Here is a 16,863-nt window from a genome sequence, read left to right as displayed (position 1 = left end):
GAATTAAGAGTTTGCCTTCACTTCTGTGAATTCGGTATCATTACCATTATTGTATTTAGAAGGACATTTCATTAGGATTTTGTTAGCATGAAACTCACCATCTTCCAGTTTGCCAGTAACCACTACTTGTTCTGACCTTTCAAAGTCTTGAGGTTTGGCACCATGGAAAAATACTTTTTTCTCTATCCCGTTGTTATCAACCATATTAAATGTAAATAATTCTACATTTACTTTTGGGTCGTAAGTTATTTCACTATTCTCCGCAAGGGTTCCAACTACCTGAAATTCTTTTCCTGGGTTGTTTTCTACTACAGCAAACTCAGCATAGGTTGCAGCATCGGCTAGTGTACTGAGAATTACTCCAATTGACACAGCAACGATTATTATTCCGATTATATGTATCTTTTTCATATAGAAATACTTTAATTTTCTTTCTCCAATTGTCTCACCTTTTTATCAATGGTGAATAAGTAAATGAAAAGCCCTATTAAAATTACGACTAAAACTGCTACCACAACATAAATTTTACCTTCTGACCTCAATTGATCAGCCATTTCAATCGACTCTTGAGCATTGGATATCAAAAAAGTAAAAATTGAAAGTAAGGTTAGTGTAAACTTTTTCATCATTATTTTTCTTTCAGTTTATTTATTCGAATATTGATGTTTGCTATCCACAAAGAGAGTAAAATCCATCCTAATACAGCGGGATAAAAAACCATCAACATATTCTTATCTGTATCGTACGAATTGAAACCTGGATTACCTCCATTACCTGGATGCAAAGAATCGTACATTCGTGGTAAAATACCAATGAAAACAACTAACATTACAAACGCAAAAATGTTATAAACGGCAGCTATTCTGGCTCTTTTTTGCTCCTCATCCATAGAGTTTCTTAATATGAGATAAGCAAAATATACCAGCATGGTAATTGCAGACCCATTTAACTTAACATCGTTTGTCCAATAGGTCCCCCAAGTGTATTTAGCCCAGATGCTTCCAGTAATTAATCCTAAAATACCAAAAATAATTCCTGTGTTTACCATTTGTTTAGCTACAATATCATGGTGCATATTTGAGCTTGATAAATGCTTAATACTGTAGATAACAGAAATTAGAAACAAGAAAATCATTGTAAACCACATCGGAACGTGGAAATATAAATTTCTTATGGTTTCATATAGAATTACTTGTTTCGGGACTTCAATTAGAAAACCACCTATAACGGTGAACAGGAGAAGTATAAATGCGAGTATTTTCCACCAATTTTTCATATCACTATTGGCCTTTTGAGCGGTATAAAAATGCCATTTTTAGGCTCTCCAAAGGTACGGAAATAAAATATATGACAAGGTGAGAATGACGATATTGATAAGGCCTAAAACCAACAAGTAAATGCCACCTTCTTCAAAACCAAAGCCTACACTTGCCAAGGTAGAAACCTTAATAACTGTTAATAATAAAGGGAGCATAATTGGGAAGCTCAAGACCGCCATTAAAGTAGTGTTATTGTTGGTTTTAGATGCGATTGCAGCTACGAAAGTTAAAACTGTTGCAATACCCATGCTTCCCAATAATAATCCGGAAATGAATAAACCAGTTCCATCAATGGGGTTTCCAATTAACAAGCTAAAAAAGGTGTAGTGAACAATTCCAACTAGTACAATTAGCAACATATTATAAATGGCTTTTGCTATGATTATAGCCTGTGGAGATGCAAGAGTGTAAATGTATAAAAATCGATTATCTGATTCATGTTGAAAGCTTTTGGATGTAGCATTCGTGGCTGAGAATAACAATATAATCCAAAACAAGGCATTCCATGTTTTTGTGTCTTCGAGCACGTTAAAAATTAAATAGGCTACGAAAATGGTAGATACTACATACAATAAAATACCATTAAGCGCATAACGCTGACGATATTCCATTAAAAAATCCTTCTGAATAAGTGCTAAAATGTGTTTAATCACGTGGATGATACTATTTGGGCAAATTTATTCAATTGCTTTATCTTTGCCTAAACCTTTCGGTTCTATTTCTGTTCCAATAATAAAAAGCATGAAAAAACTATTAGTAATGATGTTGGTAACTTTACCAATGATATTAATCAAACTTAACGCTCAAGAAATGAGTTTACACGATTTTAAAGTAAAAGATATTAATGGAGATGAATTTGATTTTTCATCTTTGAAAGGAAAAAAGGTTTTAATTGTAAATACGGCATCTGAATGTGGTTTAACTCCTCAGTATGAAACTTTAGAAGAGGTTTTTCAAGAGTATGGTGGGGAAGATTTTACGATTATTGGATTTCCCGCAAATAATTTTGGAGCCCAAGAACCCGGAAGTAACGCGGAAATAAAATCGTTTTGTAGTAAGAACTACGGAGTAACTTTTACCATGATGTCTAAAATTTCTGTCAAAGGTGAAGATATTCATCCATTGTATCAATGGTTAACTTCCAAAGAACAGAATGGAGTAGAAGACGCTCCTGTAACTTGGAATTTTCAGAAATTCATGATTGACCAAAATGGTGATTATGAGGGAATGGTTAGTCCTAAGGAAAGTCCTGCATGTGATGAAATTATCAACTGGATCGAAGGAAGGTAAATAATGAAATTAGATATATTAGCTATTGGCGTGCACCCAGATGATGTTGAGTTAAGTGCTACAGGAACTCTTTTGAAATCAATTGCACAGGGCAAAAAAGTTGGAATCTTAGACCTAACAAGAGGTGAATTAGGCACAAGAGGAAGTGGAGAGTTAAGGCTTGTAGAAGCTGCAAATTCAGCTAAAATTCAAGGAATTGAAATTAGAGAAAACCTGGGAATGGCTGACGGCTTTTTTCAGAATGATAAGGCACATCAGATAGAAATCGCAAAAATAATTCGAAAATACCAGCCCGACGTGGTACTTTCTAATGCTTTTCAAGATCGCCATCCTGATCATGGTAGAGCTTGTAAATTAATTTCTGATGCTTGTTTTTATTCTGGTCTGGTGAAAGTAGAAACTGAATTGGATGGTAAAAAACAATTGCCTTGGCGACCAAAGTCTATATTTAATTATATTCAAGATAGATACTTAGAGCCTGATTTTGTTGTTGATATCACTCCTTTTGTAGAAACAAAATTGAAAGCGATAATGGCTTTTTCTTCACAGTTTTATGATCCTAATTCAAAAGAGCCGGAATCTCCAATCTCCTCTGAGAATTTCATCAAACACATTAAAGGAAGATGGGCTAATTTTGGAAGGTTAATCAATGTGGATTATGCTGAGGGGTTTACTGTTGAACGGCCGATTGGTGTAGATGATATAACATCATTACTTTAGAACTTTTTGAGCAATGGTTCTAAAACCTTTGTTGAAATTTTTCTTGCTTCAATAAAAGGGGTGGGTGTGCCACCGAAACTTGCAAAATATCGTTCAATAGGTTTGATCATGCTCCCTTCAAAATTGAATGAAAGTTGAAGCTTTTTGGCTTTTAGAAGAGCTTCCCATAGAAGCCAACTTAAAGCCCCAGAGTTCTTATATTTAGGGTCTACCGCTCCGCAAGTGTAATACATCTGAGTGTGATCCCAAGTTACTAACAATGCTGCAATTACGGTATTGCCCTCTTTTATTTCCATTAATTGAGCCTTTTGAAGTGGAATCAACTGACAGATCTTGTTTAAGTATTCTAAGTTGTAAGCTATTGGTTCTGAATTTACTTTGTGGTTTTTTTGCTTCAATAGGAATAGGTTATTTACATCGTCAGAAATTGAATAGTGTAATGAATTTTTAGCTTTATTTATTTCTTTCCTTAAGGTATCTTTTAAGCTAGAAAATAATTCATTCTCAGATTTTTCTGTACTTAGTAGGTAGGTGTATCTCACTTTTAATTCATAATCATTCCAGTAAAAAGGAAGTAAGTAGTGGTCATTGACTCTAAACTGTCGAATGAATAAGGAGTTGTTGGGGATTTGATCAATTATAGCTTCTTGTACTTTTCGAATATGTGAGATTTGCTTATCCATTTTAGCGCCTGGTTGCTTAGCGATTGCAATTCCTTGATAAGGAGTTAAGACTGGAGGAATAATAGCAGAAACGCCTAGTTTTTTTCTAAAATGAAAAGGAAAACAGGCTAATACTTGGTTGCCTTTTTTGTAAGTAATTACATCCCAATTGTTTTCAATAACATTAGCCCACCACCAATAAGAGGTGAATAAATCTACCTCATTTTGTTCACAGAATAATTTGAACTCTTCCTTGGCGGTCATTGTGAAACTTAAATTGTTGCTTTCACAAATCTACTTTTTTTTACGAAGTAAGGACTGCTACTTGGTCAGCATCGATAACTTATTTTAAGGTAAAATTTTAATCCTTCTTATTTCTGATTGGAAGAAAAACAACTATTTTTGAGCTATGATACAACGAATTCAAACCATTTATTTATTAGTTGCACTGGCAATCAATGCTTTCGTATATAGTTTAACGTTAGCCACCTTTAATTATCAGGAACTCTCAAATGTTTTTTCTTTGTTTGGGTTGATCGATCGAGAAACTGGAGAAATGCTATTTGAGAACTGGTTGATTCCAGCCTTATCAATCTCTTCGATATTAGTTACTTTACTAGCTATATTTTTATTTAAAAAACGCAATATTCAGATCAAAACAGCTCAATTGGCTTTATTTTTTCAAACTGCATTTGTTGCTGCAATTTTCTTTTTCGTAGATCAAGTTTCTACCAAACTAGCTGAATCTGCTAATATAGACGTGGATGTTAATTATGAGTCTGGTAGTTGGTTAGCTTTGTTTCCACTAATTTTCCTTTTCCTCGCTATTAAAGCAATAAAGAAGGATGAAAAGATGATTAGGGCAGCTGATCGTCTACGTTAAAATGTTGATTTTATTTGCTTCAGATGGGATATGCTTTCAGGTCCTAGATTGAAAATTACATCGAGGATACTTAGATTCTGCTGAAATGGATATTTATCAGCAAAAACCTGCAGATAGCTCGGTTCACTAATATTGGATTGAAGTGATTTATTTTTGGGGCTTATTATAGTTCTAAAATCTCTAAAAGTATCTGTTCCTATTGGGTGAAAGTCAGTTGTTTTTTGTCTGATAATGTCAACTTTCAATATCTGACTGATTGTGTTTTCAATGTCTAAATTGAGATCCAATAAAAAGGTATGCTTTTTCTGACTAAAAAGAGGTTCTATTTTATAATCGTAATATTCATAAAACGGGGAGCGTTGGTATGCATTCGAGATGGTTCTCCAATGTAGCTTTTGCCAATTTTCAGCATACGAAATTTTAACATCTTTCGTAAACTGGTGGTTTTTTCTATTCTCTAGTGGAACAGATAGCATAAAAACCCCATTTGCTGTCATTATATAGGTCCTATTACGGAATGTCTGTTTGGGGAAGTGTTCATATGCTTCAATCAAACAAGTATCTGCTTTTAAATATTCGCTATATTGAATAGCGGGAGGGAAGTAAGAAGTGGAAAAAAGAGTAGGCATTAAATAACAGCTATTGCAGATATTTCGACATTTACATCTTTGGGTAATCTAGACACTTCTACTGTTTCTCTAGCCGGAAAATCGGAGGTGAAATAATTAGCATATACCTCATTTATTGCTGCAAAGTTATTTAAATCAGAGACAAAGATGCTACACTTTACTATGTTGCTGTAGTCTGCTCCGGCCTCATTCAAAACAGAACCAAGATTGTCCATCACTTTTTTGGTCTCTTTCTGAATATTTTCATTCTCTAGTTCTCCCGTATTAGCATCTAATGCTATTTGTCCAGAAATATAAAGGGTGTTTTCAATTAAAATTGCTTGGCTATATGGGCCTATGGGTGCTGGTGCGTTAGCTGACTTGATTACTCTTTTCATATTTTTTAATTAATTAAATCATAATAATTTCTTCTTCTGTTTAGCTTTAAATCTTGCAAAACTGAAGCTTTAACGTTGATAGTTACAGAATAGCTTTTTTGAAAACCCAGTGGAATCCAATTGAAACTTAATTCCCAACAATGTAGGTCCCTGTATATATTTACATTGGTATAAGTTACATCTTTCTGTTCAAAGTCATATCCTGAATTAAAATCGATCTTCCATTTGTCGGTCAACTTTAATTCTCCATTAAAGTTTAGGGTTTGAGTAATCGTTTCATCAAAAGCTGGCTTGCTATAATTGATAACATAGGAAACTCCAAAGGACCATGGAATAGAGAAATCGATAAATTGATCTAGATTATTGTTTATGTATTCAAGCTCTTCTTCAGTTGCATTATCACTTGTTTTCTTTTTCTTATCGCCACCTTTAAATTGCAATTGAAAAGAGATATTACCATTTGTAAATCGAGAAAACTTTCCATTATCAGAGTAGTTGGTTTTGTTTATTCTTACTCCTGTTGAGTCATCAATTGCGTAAGGGTCAAACGTTCCGCTAAATGCGATATTTAAAATTTCTGAAATTCTTGTTCTTCCACTCAACCGAACTGCATCCCACTTAAGCGAGTCTTTTTCAAAGTCAATACCGGTGCTTAAGCCTAAATTGTCGAAAATAGAAACTTTTTTTACAGTCATACCTGTATCACTGCGTTTTGCTAGTTTCATTTCTAAATTATTGATTAAATTGAAATTTAATCGGTTAGACCTGTTGGTGTTTGGTCGTCCGAAGACACCACTCTCATAAATGGAATATTCAATTTCTGATCCTGATGTGTCGGTATAGCTTCTTAAACCATCTCTAACCTCTGGTGTGAAACTGTATGAAATTTGAGGTGTCATTACGTGCCTTATGGCTTTTAATTTGCCTTTTTTAAACTGGAGGAGGCCGTATAACTTAGTGCTTAATCCTGCTGAAAATTGGACATTTCTTGAACTTTGAAACCCAAAGGTAGTGTCTACATCCAAGGTTTGAATAGGATTTCCATTGGTATCTATGAGTCCTGCTGAAGTATTAAACTCCTTAGAAATTGATTTGAAATACCAAAACTCATTGTAAGAAATAGCTGGGTTAAAAGTAAAGTACTTCAATACCTTAGTAGAGGTGCTCAAGGGAATATTATGTTTTACTCCGTTTTGCATTTCATTGGCTATGATATCATCCAATCGATTTATGGATAGATTGGAATCAGCTACAGCAATCGAATTTTTGAAGTTTCCTGAATAAGAAACTCCGATATTCCTCCCTAGATTATTTTTAGTGCTGTTTCCTTTAAAAGGAAAAATTCTAGACATATTTAAACCAACATTTGGAGCACTAATCGAAACTATTTTGGTTTGAGTATTCTGACTGTGATTTGCCCCTACATTTAGTGAGAAAGGAGAATTAGGAAAAAGCTTACTATATGTAATAGACGATTGAAAATTGTTAGATAAATAATTGTTGGGTGCACTATTTAAGTTGTTTGTAAAGTTGCTATTAGTACCCGCTTGGACACTAGCTGAAAAGTTGCTGTTTGGACGAGCTTTGGGGTCTTGGGAGTGCCTCCAGTTGACCCAAAATTCTCTACTTTCAGAGTAGGTTGGGAATTCTCGATAACCATCCTTGATATTAGAATAGGAAAGTGAAAAATTACCGTTATATTTATACCTATTTCTATAATTAGATTCTACTCTTCCTGAGTAACTTCCCTTTGAATAAATGTCTCCTGTGAGCTTTAAGTCTGCTTTCTCGCCAAAGGACAGATAATAACCACCGTCTTTCAGAAAAAAACCAAGTCTTGGAGAGTCTCCATAGGCTGGAATTAAGATTCCTGAAGATCGACCTTTTTTATTGGGGAAAAGGCCAAATGGTAGACCAAGGGGAGTAGGAACATCCCCTATTTTTAAAACAGTTGGACCTGTTACAATTTTATCGTTTGGAATTATCTTAAGTTTCGAAGTAGCTAAAGAAAAATGCGGTTCATCAAGGTTACAAGTGGTGTAATAACCATCCTTTATATACAATACATCTGTCGCTGTCTTTTTTACTTTTTCACCTTTTACATAACCTTCTCCTTCTTGGGTAGTCACTTCAGATATAGTTCCTTTTTTAGTTTTGAAGTTATAGGTCATTTCATTAGCTGTATAAGAAGATCCACTTTCGGTGAATACGGGTTGCCCAACAGGCTTTCCCAAACTATCTGTTTTTCCTTTTGCAAAAACTAAATCATTGTGTAAGTCAACAATAATTGTATCTGCCTTTAAGTTGATGTCTCCATAGGTAACTTCTGCACTTCCAAAAAGATAGATTTTTTGAGAAATTAAATCTATCCGCATAGAATCTTTTGCTTTATAATTCGTTTTTTGTTCTACAGCGTCTTTAGAAATTGTGGTATCAACTTTGATTACCTGATTGCTATCAATTTTAGATTGATTGGTATCCAAATGAAGAAAATGAAAAATAGGAGCATCGTTAGTTTTCGCAACCAGTGCCTCGCTCAAAAATAGTTGAGTTATTAACATTGAGAAGATGAAAAACTGTGTGAAAAATGCCCTAGATAACAAGGTAATAATACTATTTTTGTTGTTAGACTAATACTCTATTTTAGAGGTGCCAAAGCTAATTAAATTAAATCAATTTCAGATTTTACAGAATGAAATCAAAACGTATTCTAGGTTTATTTCTTGTACTTTTAACTAATATTAATTTCTTGTTTGCTCAAAATGGGAACGATGACAATTTTTTTGGCGGGATTAAAACTGTAGTAATTGACGCAGGCCATGGTGGAAAGGATGTTGGTTGTCTTGGTTCAATTGGAAAAGAGAAAGATGTAGCACTTTCAATTTCACTTAAACTAGGGAAGTATTTGGAAGAAACATTTCCAAATCTTCAGGTTATTTATACTCGCAAAACAGATGTTTTTATTGAGCTAAGTGAACGTGCTAAAATCGCGAATAAAAATAAAGCTGATTTGTTTATTTGCATACACGCTAACGCAGGAGGTGCAAATGCTTTTGGTACGGAGACCTATGTGATGGGTAATGCAAAATCTGAATCAAATTTAAAGGCGGCGCAACGAGAAAACTCCTCTATTCTTTTAGAAGAAAACTATGAAGCAAAATATGATAATTTTGATCCTAATTCTGCTGAATCGTACATCGCATTAACATTAATGCAAAGTGCGTACCAACAACAGAGTATCGCTTTTGCAGAGAAGGTTCAAACACAGTTTAGAGAACGAGTAGGTCGTAGAGATAGAGGTGTCAAACAAGCACCTTTTTTGGTTTTGCATCAAACTACAATGCCTTCAGTATTAATTGAAACTGGTTTTCTAACCAATCATTCAGAGGAAAAATTTTTATTATCTGATGTAGGGCAAGATTATTTAGCCTCAGCAATTTACAGAGCATTTAAGGAATATAATGCAGAAATTGAACATAGAGCTGAACTGATAAATGAGGCTGAAAGGAAAGCTGAAATGATGGTAGAGGACCAAAAAAAGAATACAAAATCAGAACGAAAGTTAGAGAATAATAGTGCCTCCTCAAATGAAGGTATTACCTTTATGGTCCAATTGGCGACGTCATCCAAATTGGTAGAAACAAAACCTGAAAACTTTAAACAACTTTCAGGGGTTGAATATTATGAAGCCGGAGGATTGTATAGATATACTTATGGTAGTGAAAACTCATTAGATAAGATATCTAAATTACAACAAGACGCCATTGAAAAAGGGTTTAAAGATGCGTTCGTAATTGCATTTAAAGATGGAAAAAGAATTTCTGTCAATGAAGCATTAAAGCATTTAAAATAAGATAAATGAAAGTAAAGAAAGAAGTTAAAGTTGGTTTTATAGTTCTTCTGTCTATTGGATTATTATTTTGGGGAGCGAACTTTCTGAAGGGGAAAGATGTTTTTTCTAAAGAAATCAAACTTTATGGAGTCTATCCAAGGGTTGATGGGTTAGGAGTGTCCAATCCAGTAATTATAAATGGATTTAAAATTGGTCGAGTAACAAAAATTTACTTTGACCCCAAAATGAATGGAGATTTAATTGTTCAATTTTCTATAGACAATACAGATTTTGAGGTTCCATCTGATACTAGAGCTAAAATTGTTAGTGCTGATATTCTGGGCTCAAAATCAATCGAGCTGGTGTTAGGAACTTCACTAACCTATGTTCAAAATGGAGATACTTTAAACTCGGATATAGAAGCTTCTCTTAGCGAAGAAGTTAATCAGCAAATTCTACCTTTGAAAAGAAAGGCAGAAGATTTAATTCAAACTGTTGACTCTGCGATTATGGTTGTTAGTGCCATCTTTAATAAAGATGCCAGGAATGATTTAAATCAAAGTTTTGGAAGTATAAAAAGGTCATTGTTAACTTTTGAAATGACTGCAAAACGCATTGATGATATGATCAGAGAAGAGAAGGAACACTTTAGTGCTATTTTTGCAAATGTTGAATCCATATCAACCAATCTAAAGAATAATAATGAAAACCTTTCAGAGGCTATTTCTAACATAAATCAGATCAGTGATTCCTTGGCGCAATCAAATTTAAAACAAACCATTAATAATGCAGCACTTGCAATGGAGTCGGCTTCAATAGTCTTAAAACAAATTGAAAATGGAGAGGGTACAGTAGGCCAGTTGCTGAATAATGACACATTATATACTAATCTCGAAGCTGCTGCAAAGGATTTGGATAAATTGTTTTTGGATTTGAGATTGAATCCTGAGCGATATGTTCATTTTTCTATCTTTGGACGAAAGAATAAGGATAAAGACTAGAGCTAGAATAGAGTTATAGAGAGACAAAAAATATTAACATAGATTCGAATTATGGGAATTGATAACATCATTTTTATTTTAATTGCCGTTGGTGCAGTTTTGCTTTTTTCAAAAAACATTAAAACTATTGCGAGGAATATCAATTTAGGAAAAGATATTGATTTATCAGATAATAAGGCTGAGAGATGGAAGAAAATGCTAATGGTGGCTGTTGGACAATCTAAAATGGTAAAAAAACCTGTTTCAGGTATACTGCATATTGTAGTTTATATTGGATTTGTAATTATCAATATAGAGGTACTAGAAATTGTTATTGATGGAATTTTCGGAACTCATCGATTTTTTGCTAGCTTTTTGGGTCCATTCTACAATGTTCTCATCTTTTCATTTGAATGGTTAGCTTTAGGTGTATTGTTGGCGTGTGTTATATTTTTAATTCGAAGAAATGTGTTGAAAATCAACCGATTTGGACTGAAGGAAATGTTGGGATGGCCAAAAACTGATGCAAACATTATATTAATTGCTGAAATTCTTTTAATGGGTGCTTTTTTAACAATGAATGCCTCAGATTATCTATTACAAGGATTAAATGCTGATCATTATATTCAAGCAGGAGCATTCCCAGTGAGTGGAACCTTGGTAGCTCCTTTAATTGATGGAATGTCTATTAACTCATTAATAATCGTTGAAAGAGCGACATGGTGGTTTCATATTATCGGAATTTTTGCTTTTCTGAATTACCTACCTTATTCTAAGCATTTTCATATACTACTTGCTTTTCCGAACGTGTACTTTTCCAAGCTTCGTCCTAAAGGGCAGTTTAGTAATATGGAGTCAGTGCAGAAGGAAGTAGCGATGATGTTTGATCCAGAAGCGGATCCATATGCAGCCCCAGCAGAACCCGTTGGTGAACCTGAGCGATTTGGCGTGAAGGATGTAACCGATTTAAGTTGGAAGAACTTAATGGACGCCTATTCATGCACTGAATGTGGAAGATGTACGCAACAATGTCCTGCCAATATAACAGGTAAGTTGTTGTCTCCCAGAAAAATTATGATGGATACGAGAGATCGACTTGAAGAAGTTGGTAAGAATATAGATACCCATGGTAAGGACTATACAGATGGAAAGTCATTATTAGGTGATTATATTTCAGAGGAAGAGTTGTGGGCGTGTACCACTTGTAATGCATGTGTAGAAGCATGTCCTGTAGGAATTGACCCATTGTCGATTATTGTAGATATGCGACGCTCACTAATCATGGAAGATTCTAAGGCACCGAGTGAGTTAACTTCTATGCTTAGTAATATAGAAAACAATGGAGCTCCATGGCAGTTTGCAACCAATGATAGATTAAATTGGAGAGATGAAAACTAAATTGAATAATAAATTAGAGGAGGTTGAAGTAAACGGACAAAAAATCAGTCCTGTTTTGCCAGCGGATGTTAAAAATTATTTGATTGATATTGATGGGACAATTGGTGATGATATCCCAAATGAGGAGCCCGAACGAATGGAAACGGCTGAACATTTTCCAGATGCACTAACTACCATAAATCGGTGGTACGATGAAGGACATTTCATTACCTATTTTACTTCCAGAACAGAAGAGCATCGAGAGGTAACTGAAAAGTGGTTAAACAAAAAGGGGTTTAAATTTCATGGTTTATTAATGGGAAAACCTAGGGGGGGAAACTATCATTGGATTGATAACCATATGGTGAGAGCAACTAAATACAACGGAAAGTTTACTGATTTGGTTGATATAGAAAAAAAGATACAAGTATTTGAAAGATAGTATTATTATGAGCAATAACGGAATGAAAGTGAATACAATGGCTAAAATGATGGCCAAAGGAGAAACGGCAGATGTATTATTTTGGGTAGGATGTGCAGGAAGTTTTGATGATCGAGCTAAAAAAATAACACGAGCTTTCGTAAAAATATTGAATCATGTTGGGATAAACTTTGCTGTTCTTGGAACAGAAGAGAGTTGTACTGGTGACCCCGCCAAAAGAGCAGGAAACGAATTCCTTTTTCAAATGCAGGCCATGGGAAATATTCAAGTCTTAAATGGTTATGAGGTAAAGAAAATTGTAACGACTTGTCCTCACTGTTTCAATACACTAAAGAATGAGTATCCATCTTTAGGAGGGGAATATGAAGTAATGCACCATACTCAGTTTTTACAACAATTAATTAATGAAGGTAAACTAACAGTTGAAGGTGGTGTTTTTAAAGGAAAAAAAATCACTTTTCACGACCCTTGCTACTTAGGAAGAGCGAATGATGTGTATGAAGCCCCTAGAGCTCTTGTTGAAAAGTTAGACGCTGAATTAGTTGAAATGAAGCGTTGTAAAAGTAAAGGGCTTTGTTGTGGTGCGGGCGGTGCTCAAATGTTTAAAGAGGCTGAACCAGGAAATAAGGAAATTAACGTTGAAAGAACGGAAGAAGCGATAGAAACAAAAGCTGATATCGTTGCTGTTGGTTGCCCTTTTTGCATGACAATGATGACAGACGGAGTAAAAACGAAGAATAAAGAAGAAGACTTGAAAGTTTTCGATTTGTCTGAGTTGATAGCTCAAGCAAATGATTTATAGAGCGTTGAAATTTTAATATAAATAGGGGAATCAGATGATTCCCTTTTTTTTATAAATGGAGAAGGGGAATTTGTTTCATACACCAAATTGTTTTAAGTGATGCTCTAGGTGTTTAGAAAAAAGTGTATTCCATTCTCGTACGGTTAATTTTCCAAAAGCATGCGACTCAAGATGATCAAAGTAGGCCTCACCGAGTGTTTGCGTTTTGATTATATACTCGATTAATCGCTTTTTTTCTACATCAAAATCTTTTTCAGCAACGATAATAAACTCAGGTGCCGTTCTACTGTTGTTTTTATAGGGCTTTTCACTCACTACAATTGGCTTGACAAATTTTTTCAGCAACCACTTCTTTATTCCTTTTGGTTTAGGATGATTGTTTTCATAAACCAACTCATAAGAAACGCAACAGTGACTTAACATTTGACTGACAGACATTTTGCCCCAAACTGGTTGACTGTTAGTGGTCAATAAGTTTATTCTAGCGATGATGCTGTCAACTTTCTCTTTTTCGAACATAATTTTATAGAGGTGATTAAAAGCTATTGATTAGCCAAATTGTTTAGGATAGATAAACTGATTTAAGGTTCCTGCATTTGATGATATGGCTCCCCATTCTGTAATATCAAAAGTAATAATTGCAACTCCTAAAGTTGGCAAATTTCCTATTGCTGAGCCTGAATAATATTCAACTAATGTGGTAAATGTGGGGTTATGTCCAACTATTAATACAGTAGACAAATCGTTATTTAATTGCTCAATAATAGTATTCAAATTATAAAAAGAGCCTTCGTAAATGGAAGGCTCTTTTAGAATGTTTTTAGTTGGATAACCAATAGATTTTGCAATACTTTCTGCTGTTAATAGTGTTCTTTTTGCGGGACTAGTTAAAACTAATTCTATCTTCAAATCAAGTTGAGATAATTGATTTCCCATTACTATTAAATCGCTTTCTCCTCTATGATTTAATGGACGATCAAAATCAGGGCACTTTGTTGTCCAATCGGACTTTGCGTGCCTCACTAAAAGTAAAGTTTTGGTAGTTTTATTCTCCAATTTTTGGATTAAAACTTTCTTTTTCAATTTTATTCATGAAAATAGGAAGTATGAAATATTCTAATACAGAAGAGTCAGACTCAAAAATATGTTTTGCGAAACTTTTTAAACTAGCCACTAGTTCTTTTGCATAAACTTGGTTGAGTTTTGGCAAGACCTGATTCAATTCAGTTAGTTTGTTTTCCAAATAAGCTTCTTTTTCTTCTTGTCCTTCTGGTAAATTAGCTAATTCTGATTCAAATGCATCTACAAAATGACTTTCAGCCATGGTGTAAAAGTTTCTCAATATTTCGGGAGAAGAGTAGGTGCGCACATGAGCCAATTTAATAGACTCTGCTCTTTCATGCTTACTAACTACACCATCGTCTGATATGGCTGCTAATAAAGCCACGATGGCTGGAGATTTTAATAATATCAATTGATCCTCTTCAGATAGACGTTCTATTTCTGTTGGCATAATCTGTATTTTTGTTACTTTAAATTGTAGACAAATATAATTTAGTTTCTTAAAATACACCTTTAAAACTATAAAGAATTATGAATTTTGATGATGTCGATCTTTCTGCCGAAATAAGCTATAAAACGAGTCGAAGTGGAGGTAAAGGGGGACAGCATGTCAATAAGACAGAAACTAAAGTGACATTAGTATTTAATGTTCAAAATTCTAATTTGCTTACAGCTATTCAAAAGGAGCGAATTCTTTTAAAATTGAGAAATCGTATTTCTCAAGAAGGCAATTTAATTATTTCTAATTCTGAATCGAGAAGTCAATTAAAAAATAAGGAGTTGGTAACACAGCAATTGTATTCAATTCTACAAAAAGCGTTGTTAGTGAATAAAAAGAGAAAGCCAAGTAAACCAAGTAAAGCCGCTAATGCTAAACGATTACTCAAGAAGAAAAGGCTATCCGAAAAAAAGAGTTTGCGAAAAAAGGACTTTTAATCACAAGCATTCCAAATGACTTCATCAGGTGTAGGTGCGATTATTTCAACAGGTTCTTTTGTAACTGGATGTGCGAAGAAAATCTTTCTAGCATGTAAGTGGATAGAGGCATCAGGATTAGTCCGATCAAATCCATATTTTACATCTCCTTTTATCGGGAATCCCAAAGTTGAAAGCTGTACTCTAATTTGATGATGCCGACCTGTATAAGGTGTTATTTCTAATAAAAAATAACGGTCTAACTTCTTTATAATTTCATATTTAAGACTAGATTCTTTTGAATCTTTGTATTTATGAGCATAAGCGAAAGACTTGTTTTTCTGCCTATTTCGCAATAGGTGATGGGTGACTGTTTCAGTTGTTTGAGGTGGTTGATTTTTCACAACTGCCCAATATGTTTTTTGTACCTCTTTGTCTTGAAATTGAGCATTCATTCGTGCAAGCGCCTTACTTGTTTTTGCGAAAAGAACAACGCCACTTACTGGCCTGTCTATACGATGAATCGTACCCACAAAAGCATCTCCAGGTTTATTGTATTTAGCTTTTAAAAAAGAAGCTACTATTTCATTTAGGGGTTGATCGCCAGTCTTATCTCCTTGTACAATATCTCCAGACCTTTTGTTGACTGCTATAAGGTGATTATCTTCATATAGAACGTTCAAAGAATGTGCTCTCAACTTTTTAGTATTGCTCATTCTCATTTGGGAAGTCTTTGGATTTTACGTCTTTGATATAGCTCAATACGGAGTGCTCAATTTGCTCATATAAATTGTTATATCTTCTTATAAATCTAGGGTTAAATTCATTGGTAATCCCTAACAAGTCATGAATAACTAGGACTTGACCATCTACACCATTACCAGCACCGATACCAATTATAGGAATGGAAACCGACTCTGAAACCAATTGGGCCAATTTCGCAGGAATTTTTTCAAGTACAATACTAAAGCAACCTGCTTCTTCTAACAACTTGGCATCTTCTATCAGTTTTTTCGCTTCTTCTTCTTCCTTAGCTCTTACTACATAGGTTCCAAATTTATATATAGATTGTGGCGTTAGTCCAAGATGACCCATCACTGGGATTCCTGCAGAAAGTATTCGACTGATGGATTCTAAAATTTCACTCCCACCCTCTAATTTTACGGCATGTGCACCTGATTCTTTCATTATTCTAATAGCCGATGATAATGCTTCCTTAGAATTACCTTGATAAGTACCAAAAGGCAAATCGACAACAACCAAACAATGCTCAATTGCACGAACCACTGAAGATGCATGATAAATCATTTGATCTAAAGTAATTGGAAGAGTAGTTTCATGTCCTGCCATCACATTCGATGCTGAATCTCCCACCAAGATGATATCAATTCCAGCTTTGTCTACAATTTTTGCCATCGAATAATCATAACTCGTTAGCATTGATATTTTTTCTCCACGAGCTTTCATTTCATGAAGCGTATGTGTGGTAATTCTTTTTGTGTTTTTTGATTTTCCTGTAGACATTTCCTCTATTTTATGTGTCTTGAGTATGTTTTAACAAAACTACAAAATC

Annotated in this window: 22 protein-coding genes; 9 read left to right on the top strand and 13 right to left on the bottom strand. The window is 34.3% G+C overall.

Annotation, left to right across the window (positions count from 1 at the left end; genetic code table 11):
* Window positions 1-3 precede the first annotated feature (3 nt).
* Genes GQN54_RS09165 through GQN54_RS09150 form a run of 4 tightly spaced genes read right to left on the bottom strand, consistent with a single transcriptional unit; the run spans window position 4 to window position 1,972 of the window.
* Entirely contained in the window at window positions 4-411 is a 408-nt protein-coding gene (locus GQN54_RS09165) for a cytochrome c maturation protein CcmE domain-containing protein (RefSeq protein ID WP_160633243.1), read from the bottom strand.
* Window positions 412-422: 11 nt separating this feature from the next.
* A complete protein-coding gene (locus GQN54_RS09160; RefSeq protein ID WP_160633242.1) occupies window positions 423-626 on the bottom strand; it encodes a CcmD family protein in 204 nt (67 codons plus the stop codon).
* A gap of 2 nt (window positions 627-628) precedes the next feature.
* On the bottom strand, window positions 629-1,276 hold the full coding sequence (locus GQN54_RS09155) for a cytochrome c biogenesis protein (protein ID WP_160633241.1): 648 nt from the start codon (window positions 1,274-1,276) through the stop codon (window positions 629-631).
* 39 nt (window positions 1,277-1,315) lie between these two features.
* Complete coding sequence (locus tag GQN54_RS09150) at window positions 1,316-1,972, bottom strand: heme exporter protein CcmB (RefSeq protein WP_160633240.1); 657 nt, start codon at window positions 1,970-1,972, stop codon at window positions 1,316-1,318.
* A gap of 109 nt (window positions 1,973-2,081) precedes the next feature.
* Between GQN54_RS09150 and GQN54_RS09145 the strand changes: the two genes are divergently transcribed.
* Window positions 2,082-2,609, top strand: coding sequence for a glutathione peroxidase (locus GQN54_RS09145; protein WP_394350985.1), 528 nt, complete (start codon window positions 2,082-2,084; stop codon window positions 2,607-2,609).
* Between the two features lie 3 nt (window positions 2,610-2,612).
* Window positions 2,613-3,329: a bacillithiol biosynthesis deacetylase BshB1 gene (bshB1, locus tag GQN54_RS09140; protein ID WP_160633238.1), complete on the top strand. Its 717-nt coding sequence runs from the start codon at window positions 2,613-2,615 to the stop codon at window positions 3,327-3,329.
* Here the strand turns inward: bshB1 and GQN54_RS09135 are convergent.
* Window positions 3,326-4,255 carry a GNAT family N-acetyltransferase gene (locus tag GQN54_RS09135; RefSeq protein ID WP_160633237.1) on the bottom strand — a complete coding sequence of 310 codons (930 nt, stop codon included), beginning with the start codon at window positions 4,253-4,255 and terminating at the stop codon, window positions 3,326-3,328. The two genes, bshB1 and GQN54_RS09135, sit on opposite strands and share 4 nt — an antisense overlap.
* Before the next feature lie 145 nt (window positions 4,256-4,400).
* On the opposite strand from GQN54_RS09135, the gene GQN54_RS09130 reads away from it, so the two are divergent.
* A complete protein-coding gene (locus GQN54_RS09130) occupies window positions 4,401-4,874 on the top strand; it encodes a DUF4293 domain-containing protein (RefSeq protein ID WP_160633236.1) in 474 nt (157 codons plus the stop codon).
* Here the strand turns inward: GQN54_RS09130 and GQN54_RS09125 are convergent.
* From GQN54_RS09125 to GQN54_RS09115, 3 genes are read right to left on the bottom strand one after another with little or no spacing between them, the layout of a single operon-like run.
* Window positions 4,871-5,503, bottom strand: coding sequence for a WbqC family protein (locus tag GQN54_RS09125; RefSeq protein WP_160633235.1), 633 nt, complete (start codon window positions 5,501-5,503; stop codon window positions 4,871-4,873). The genes GQN54_RS09130 and GQN54_RS09125 overlap by 4 nt on opposite strands.
* The gene (locus GQN54_RS09120; RefSeq protein ID WP_160633234.1) at window positions 5,503-5,880 is read right to left on the bottom strand and encodes a RidA family protein; all 378 of its coding nucleotides are present in this window, start codon (window positions 5,878-5,880) and stop codon (window positions 5,503-5,505) included. Before GQN54_RS09120 ends, GQN54_RS09125 begins: the two co-directional genes overlap by 1 nt.
* Window positions 5,881-5,885: 5 nt before the next feature.
* Window positions 5,886-8,420 carry a putative LPS assembly protein LptD gene (locus GQN54_RS09115; RefSeq protein ID WP_160633233.1) on the bottom strand — a complete coding sequence of 845 codons (2,535 nt, stop codon included), beginning with the start codon at window positions 8,418-8,420 and terminating at the stop codon, window positions 5,886-5,888.
* Between the two features lie 152 nt (window positions 8,421-8,572).
* On the opposite strand from GQN54_RS09115, the gene GQN54_RS09110 reads away from it, so the two are divergent.
* From GQN54_RS09110 to GQN54_RS09090, 5 genes are read left to right on the top strand one after another with little or no spacing between them, the layout of a single operon-like run.
* Window positions 8,573-9,733: an N-acetylmuramoyl-L-alanine amidase family protein gene (locus GQN54_RS09110; protein ID WP_160633232.1), complete on the top strand. Its 1,161-nt coding sequence runs from the start codon at window positions 8,573-8,575 to the stop codon at window positions 9,731-9,733.
* A 5-nt stretch (window positions 9,734-9,738) separates the two neighbouring features.
* Entirely contained in the window at window positions 9,739-10,713 is a 975-nt protein-coding gene (locus tag GQN54_RS09105; protein WP_160633231.1) for an MlaD family protein, read from the top strand.
* Window positions 10,714-10,764: 51 nt separating this feature from the next.
* A complete protein-coding gene (locus GQN54_RS09100; RefSeq protein WP_207554866.1) occupies window positions 10,765-12,090 on the top strand; it encodes a 4Fe-4S dicluster domain-containing protein in 1,326 nt (441 codons plus the stop codon).
* The gene (locus tag GQN54_RS09095; protein ID WP_160633230.1) at window positions 12,080-12,511 is read left to right on the top strand and encodes an LNS2 domain-containing protein; all 432 of its coding nucleotides are present in this window, start codon (window positions 12,080-12,082) and stop codon (window positions 12,509-12,511) included. The genes GQN54_RS09100 and GQN54_RS09095 overlap by 11 nt, the downstream gene beginning before the upstream one ends.
* A gap of 22 nt (window positions 12,512-12,533) precedes the next feature.
* Entirely contained in the window at window positions 12,534-13,313 is a 780-nt protein-coding gene (locus GQN54_RS09090) for a (Fe-S)-binding protein (RefSeq protein WP_394350984.1), read from the top strand.
* 75 nt (window positions 13,314-13,388) lie between these two features.
* Here the strand turns inward: GQN54_RS09090 and GQN54_RS09085 are convergent, their stop codons facing one another.
* The 3 genes from GQN54_RS09085 to GQN54_RS09075 are packed head-to-tail and all read right to left on the bottom strand — an operon-like array spanning window position 13,389 to window position 14,826.
* The gene (locus GQN54_RS09085) at window positions 13,389-13,832 is read right to left on the bottom strand and encodes a DUF1569 domain-containing protein (protein WP_160633229.1); all 444 of its coding nucleotides are present in this window, start codon (window positions 13,830-13,832) and stop codon (window positions 13,389-13,391) included.
* 30 nt (window positions 13,833-13,862) lie between these two features.
* Window positions 13,863-14,336 (bottom strand): SixA phosphatase family protein, encoded by a 474-nt coding sequence (locus GQN54_RS09080; RefSeq protein ID WP_160633228.1) that lies wholly within the window; start codon window positions 14,334-14,336, stop codon window positions 13,863-13,865.
* A gap of 22 nt (window positions 14,337-14,358) precedes the next feature.
* Window positions 14,359-14,826 (bottom strand): hypothetical protein, encoded by a 468-nt coding sequence (locus GQN54_RS09075; RefSeq protein WP_160633227.1) that lies wholly within the window; start codon window positions 14,824-14,826, stop codon window positions 14,359-14,361.
* A gap of 80 nt (window positions 14,827-14,906) precedes the next feature.
* Here GQN54_RS09075 and arfB point away from each other — a divergent pair, with 80 nt between their 5' ends.
* Window positions 14,907-15,311, top strand: coding sequence for an alternative ribosome rescue aminoacyl-tRNA hydrolase ArfB (arfB, locus tag GQN54_RS09070; RefSeq protein WP_160633226.1), 405 nt, complete (start codon window positions 14,907-14,909; stop codon window positions 15,309-15,311).
* Here the strand turns inward: arfB and GQN54_RS09065 are convergent.
* Window positions 15,308-16,006 (bottom strand): RluA family pseudouridine synthase, encoded by a 699-nt coding sequence (locus GQN54_RS09065; RefSeq protein ID WP_394350982.1) that lies wholly within the window; start codon window positions 16,004-16,006, stop codon window positions 15,308-15,310. The genes arfB and GQN54_RS09065 overlap by 4 nt on opposite strands.
* Window positions 15,993-16,814: a 3-methyl-2-oxobutanoate hydroxymethyltransferase gene (gene panB, locus GQN54_RS09060; RefSeq protein WP_160633224.1), complete on the bottom strand. Its 822-nt coding sequence runs from the start codon at window positions 16,812-16,814 to the stop codon at window positions 15,993-15,995. Before panB ends, GQN54_RS09065 begins: the two co-directional genes overlap by 14 nt.
* Window positions 16,815-16,863 lie beyond the last annotated feature (49 nt).

Origin of the sequence: Acidiluteibacter ferrifornacis (assembly GCF_009909615.1) — a bacterium.
Taxonomy (GTDB): domain Bacteria; phylum Bacteroidota; class Bacteroidia; order Flavobacteriales_E; family Vicingaceae; genus Acidiluteibacter; species Acidiluteibacter ferrifornacis.
Note: the sequence above shows the minus strand (reverse complement) of the source record. Positions and strands in the feature narration are given on the sequence as shown.

Bases quoted from the DNA above. Each gene is read 5' to 3' on its own strand.
- GQN54_RS09165 (WP_160633243.1), bottom strand. From the start codon at position 411: ATGAAAAAGATACATATAATCGGAATAATAATCGTTGCTGTGTCAATT.
- GQN54_RS09160 (WP_160633242.1), bottom strand. From the start codon at position 626: ATGAAAAAGTTTACACTAACCTTACTTTCAATTTTTACTTTTTTGATA.
- GQN54_RS09155 (WP_160633241.1), bottom strand. From the start codon at position 1,276: ATGAAAAATTGGTGGAAAATACTCGCATTTATACTTCTCCTGTTCACC.
- GQN54_RS09145 (WP_394350985.1), top strand. From the start codon at position 2,082: ATGTTGGTAACTTTACCAATGATATTAATCAAACTTAACGCTCAAGAA.
- bshB1 (WP_160633238.1), top strand. From the start codon at position 2,613: ATGAAATTAGATATATTAGCTATTGGCGTGCACCCAGATGATGTTGAG.
- GQN54_RS09135 (WP_160633237.1), bottom strand. From the start codon at position 4,255: ATGACCGCCAAGGAAGAGTTCAAATTATTCTGTGAACAAAATGAGGTA.
- GQN54_RS09130 (WP_160633236.1), top strand. From the start codon at position 4,401: ATGATACAACGAATTCAAACCATTTATTTATTAGTTGCACTGGCAATC.
- GQN54_RS09125 (WP_160633235.1), bottom strand. From the start codon at position 5,503: ATGCCTACTCTTTTTTCCACTTCTTACTTCCCTCCCGCTATTCAATAT.
- GQN54_RS09120 (WP_160633234.1), bottom strand. From the start codon at position 5,880: ATGAAAAGAGTAATCAAGTCAGCTAACGCACCAGCACCCATAGGCCCA.
- GQN54_RS09110 (WP_160633232.1), top strand. From the start codon at position 8,573: ATGAAATCAAAACGTATTCTAGGTTTATTTCTTGTACTTTTAACTAAT.
- GQN54_RS09105 (WP_160633231.1), top strand. From the start codon at position 9,739: ATGAAAGTAAAGAAAGAAGTTAAAGTTGGTTTTATAGTTCTTCTGTCT.
- GQN54_RS09100 (WP_207554866.1), top strand. From the start codon at position 10,765: ATGGGAATTGATAACATCATTTTTATTTTAATTGCCGTTGGTGCAGTT.
- GQN54_RS09095 (WP_160633230.1), top strand. From the start codon at position 12,080: ATGAAAACTAAATTGAATAATAAATTAGAGGAGGTTGAAGTAAACGGA.
- GQN54_RS09090 (WP_394350984.1), top strand. From the start codon at position 12,534: ATGAAAGTGAATACAATGGCTAAAATGATGGCCAAAGGAGAAACGGCA.
- GQN54_RS09085 (WP_160633229.1), bottom strand. From the start codon at position 13,832: ATGTTCGAAAAAGAGAAAGTTGACAGCATCATCGCTAGAATAAACTTA.
- GQN54_RS09075 (WP_160633227.1), bottom strand. From the start codon at position 14,826: ATGCCAACAGAAATAGAACGTCTATCTGAAGAGGATCAATTGATATTA.
- arfB (WP_160633226.1), top strand. From the start codon at position 14,907: ATGAATTTTGATGATGTCGATCTTTCTGCCGAAATAAGCTATAAAACG.
- GQN54_RS09065 (WP_394350982.1), bottom strand. From the start codon at position 16,006: ATGAGCAATACTAAAAAGTTGAGAGCACATTCTTTGAACGTTCTATAT.
- panB (WP_160633224.1), bottom strand. From the start codon at position 16,814: ATGTCTACAGGAAAATCAAAAAACACAAAAAGAATTACCACACATACG.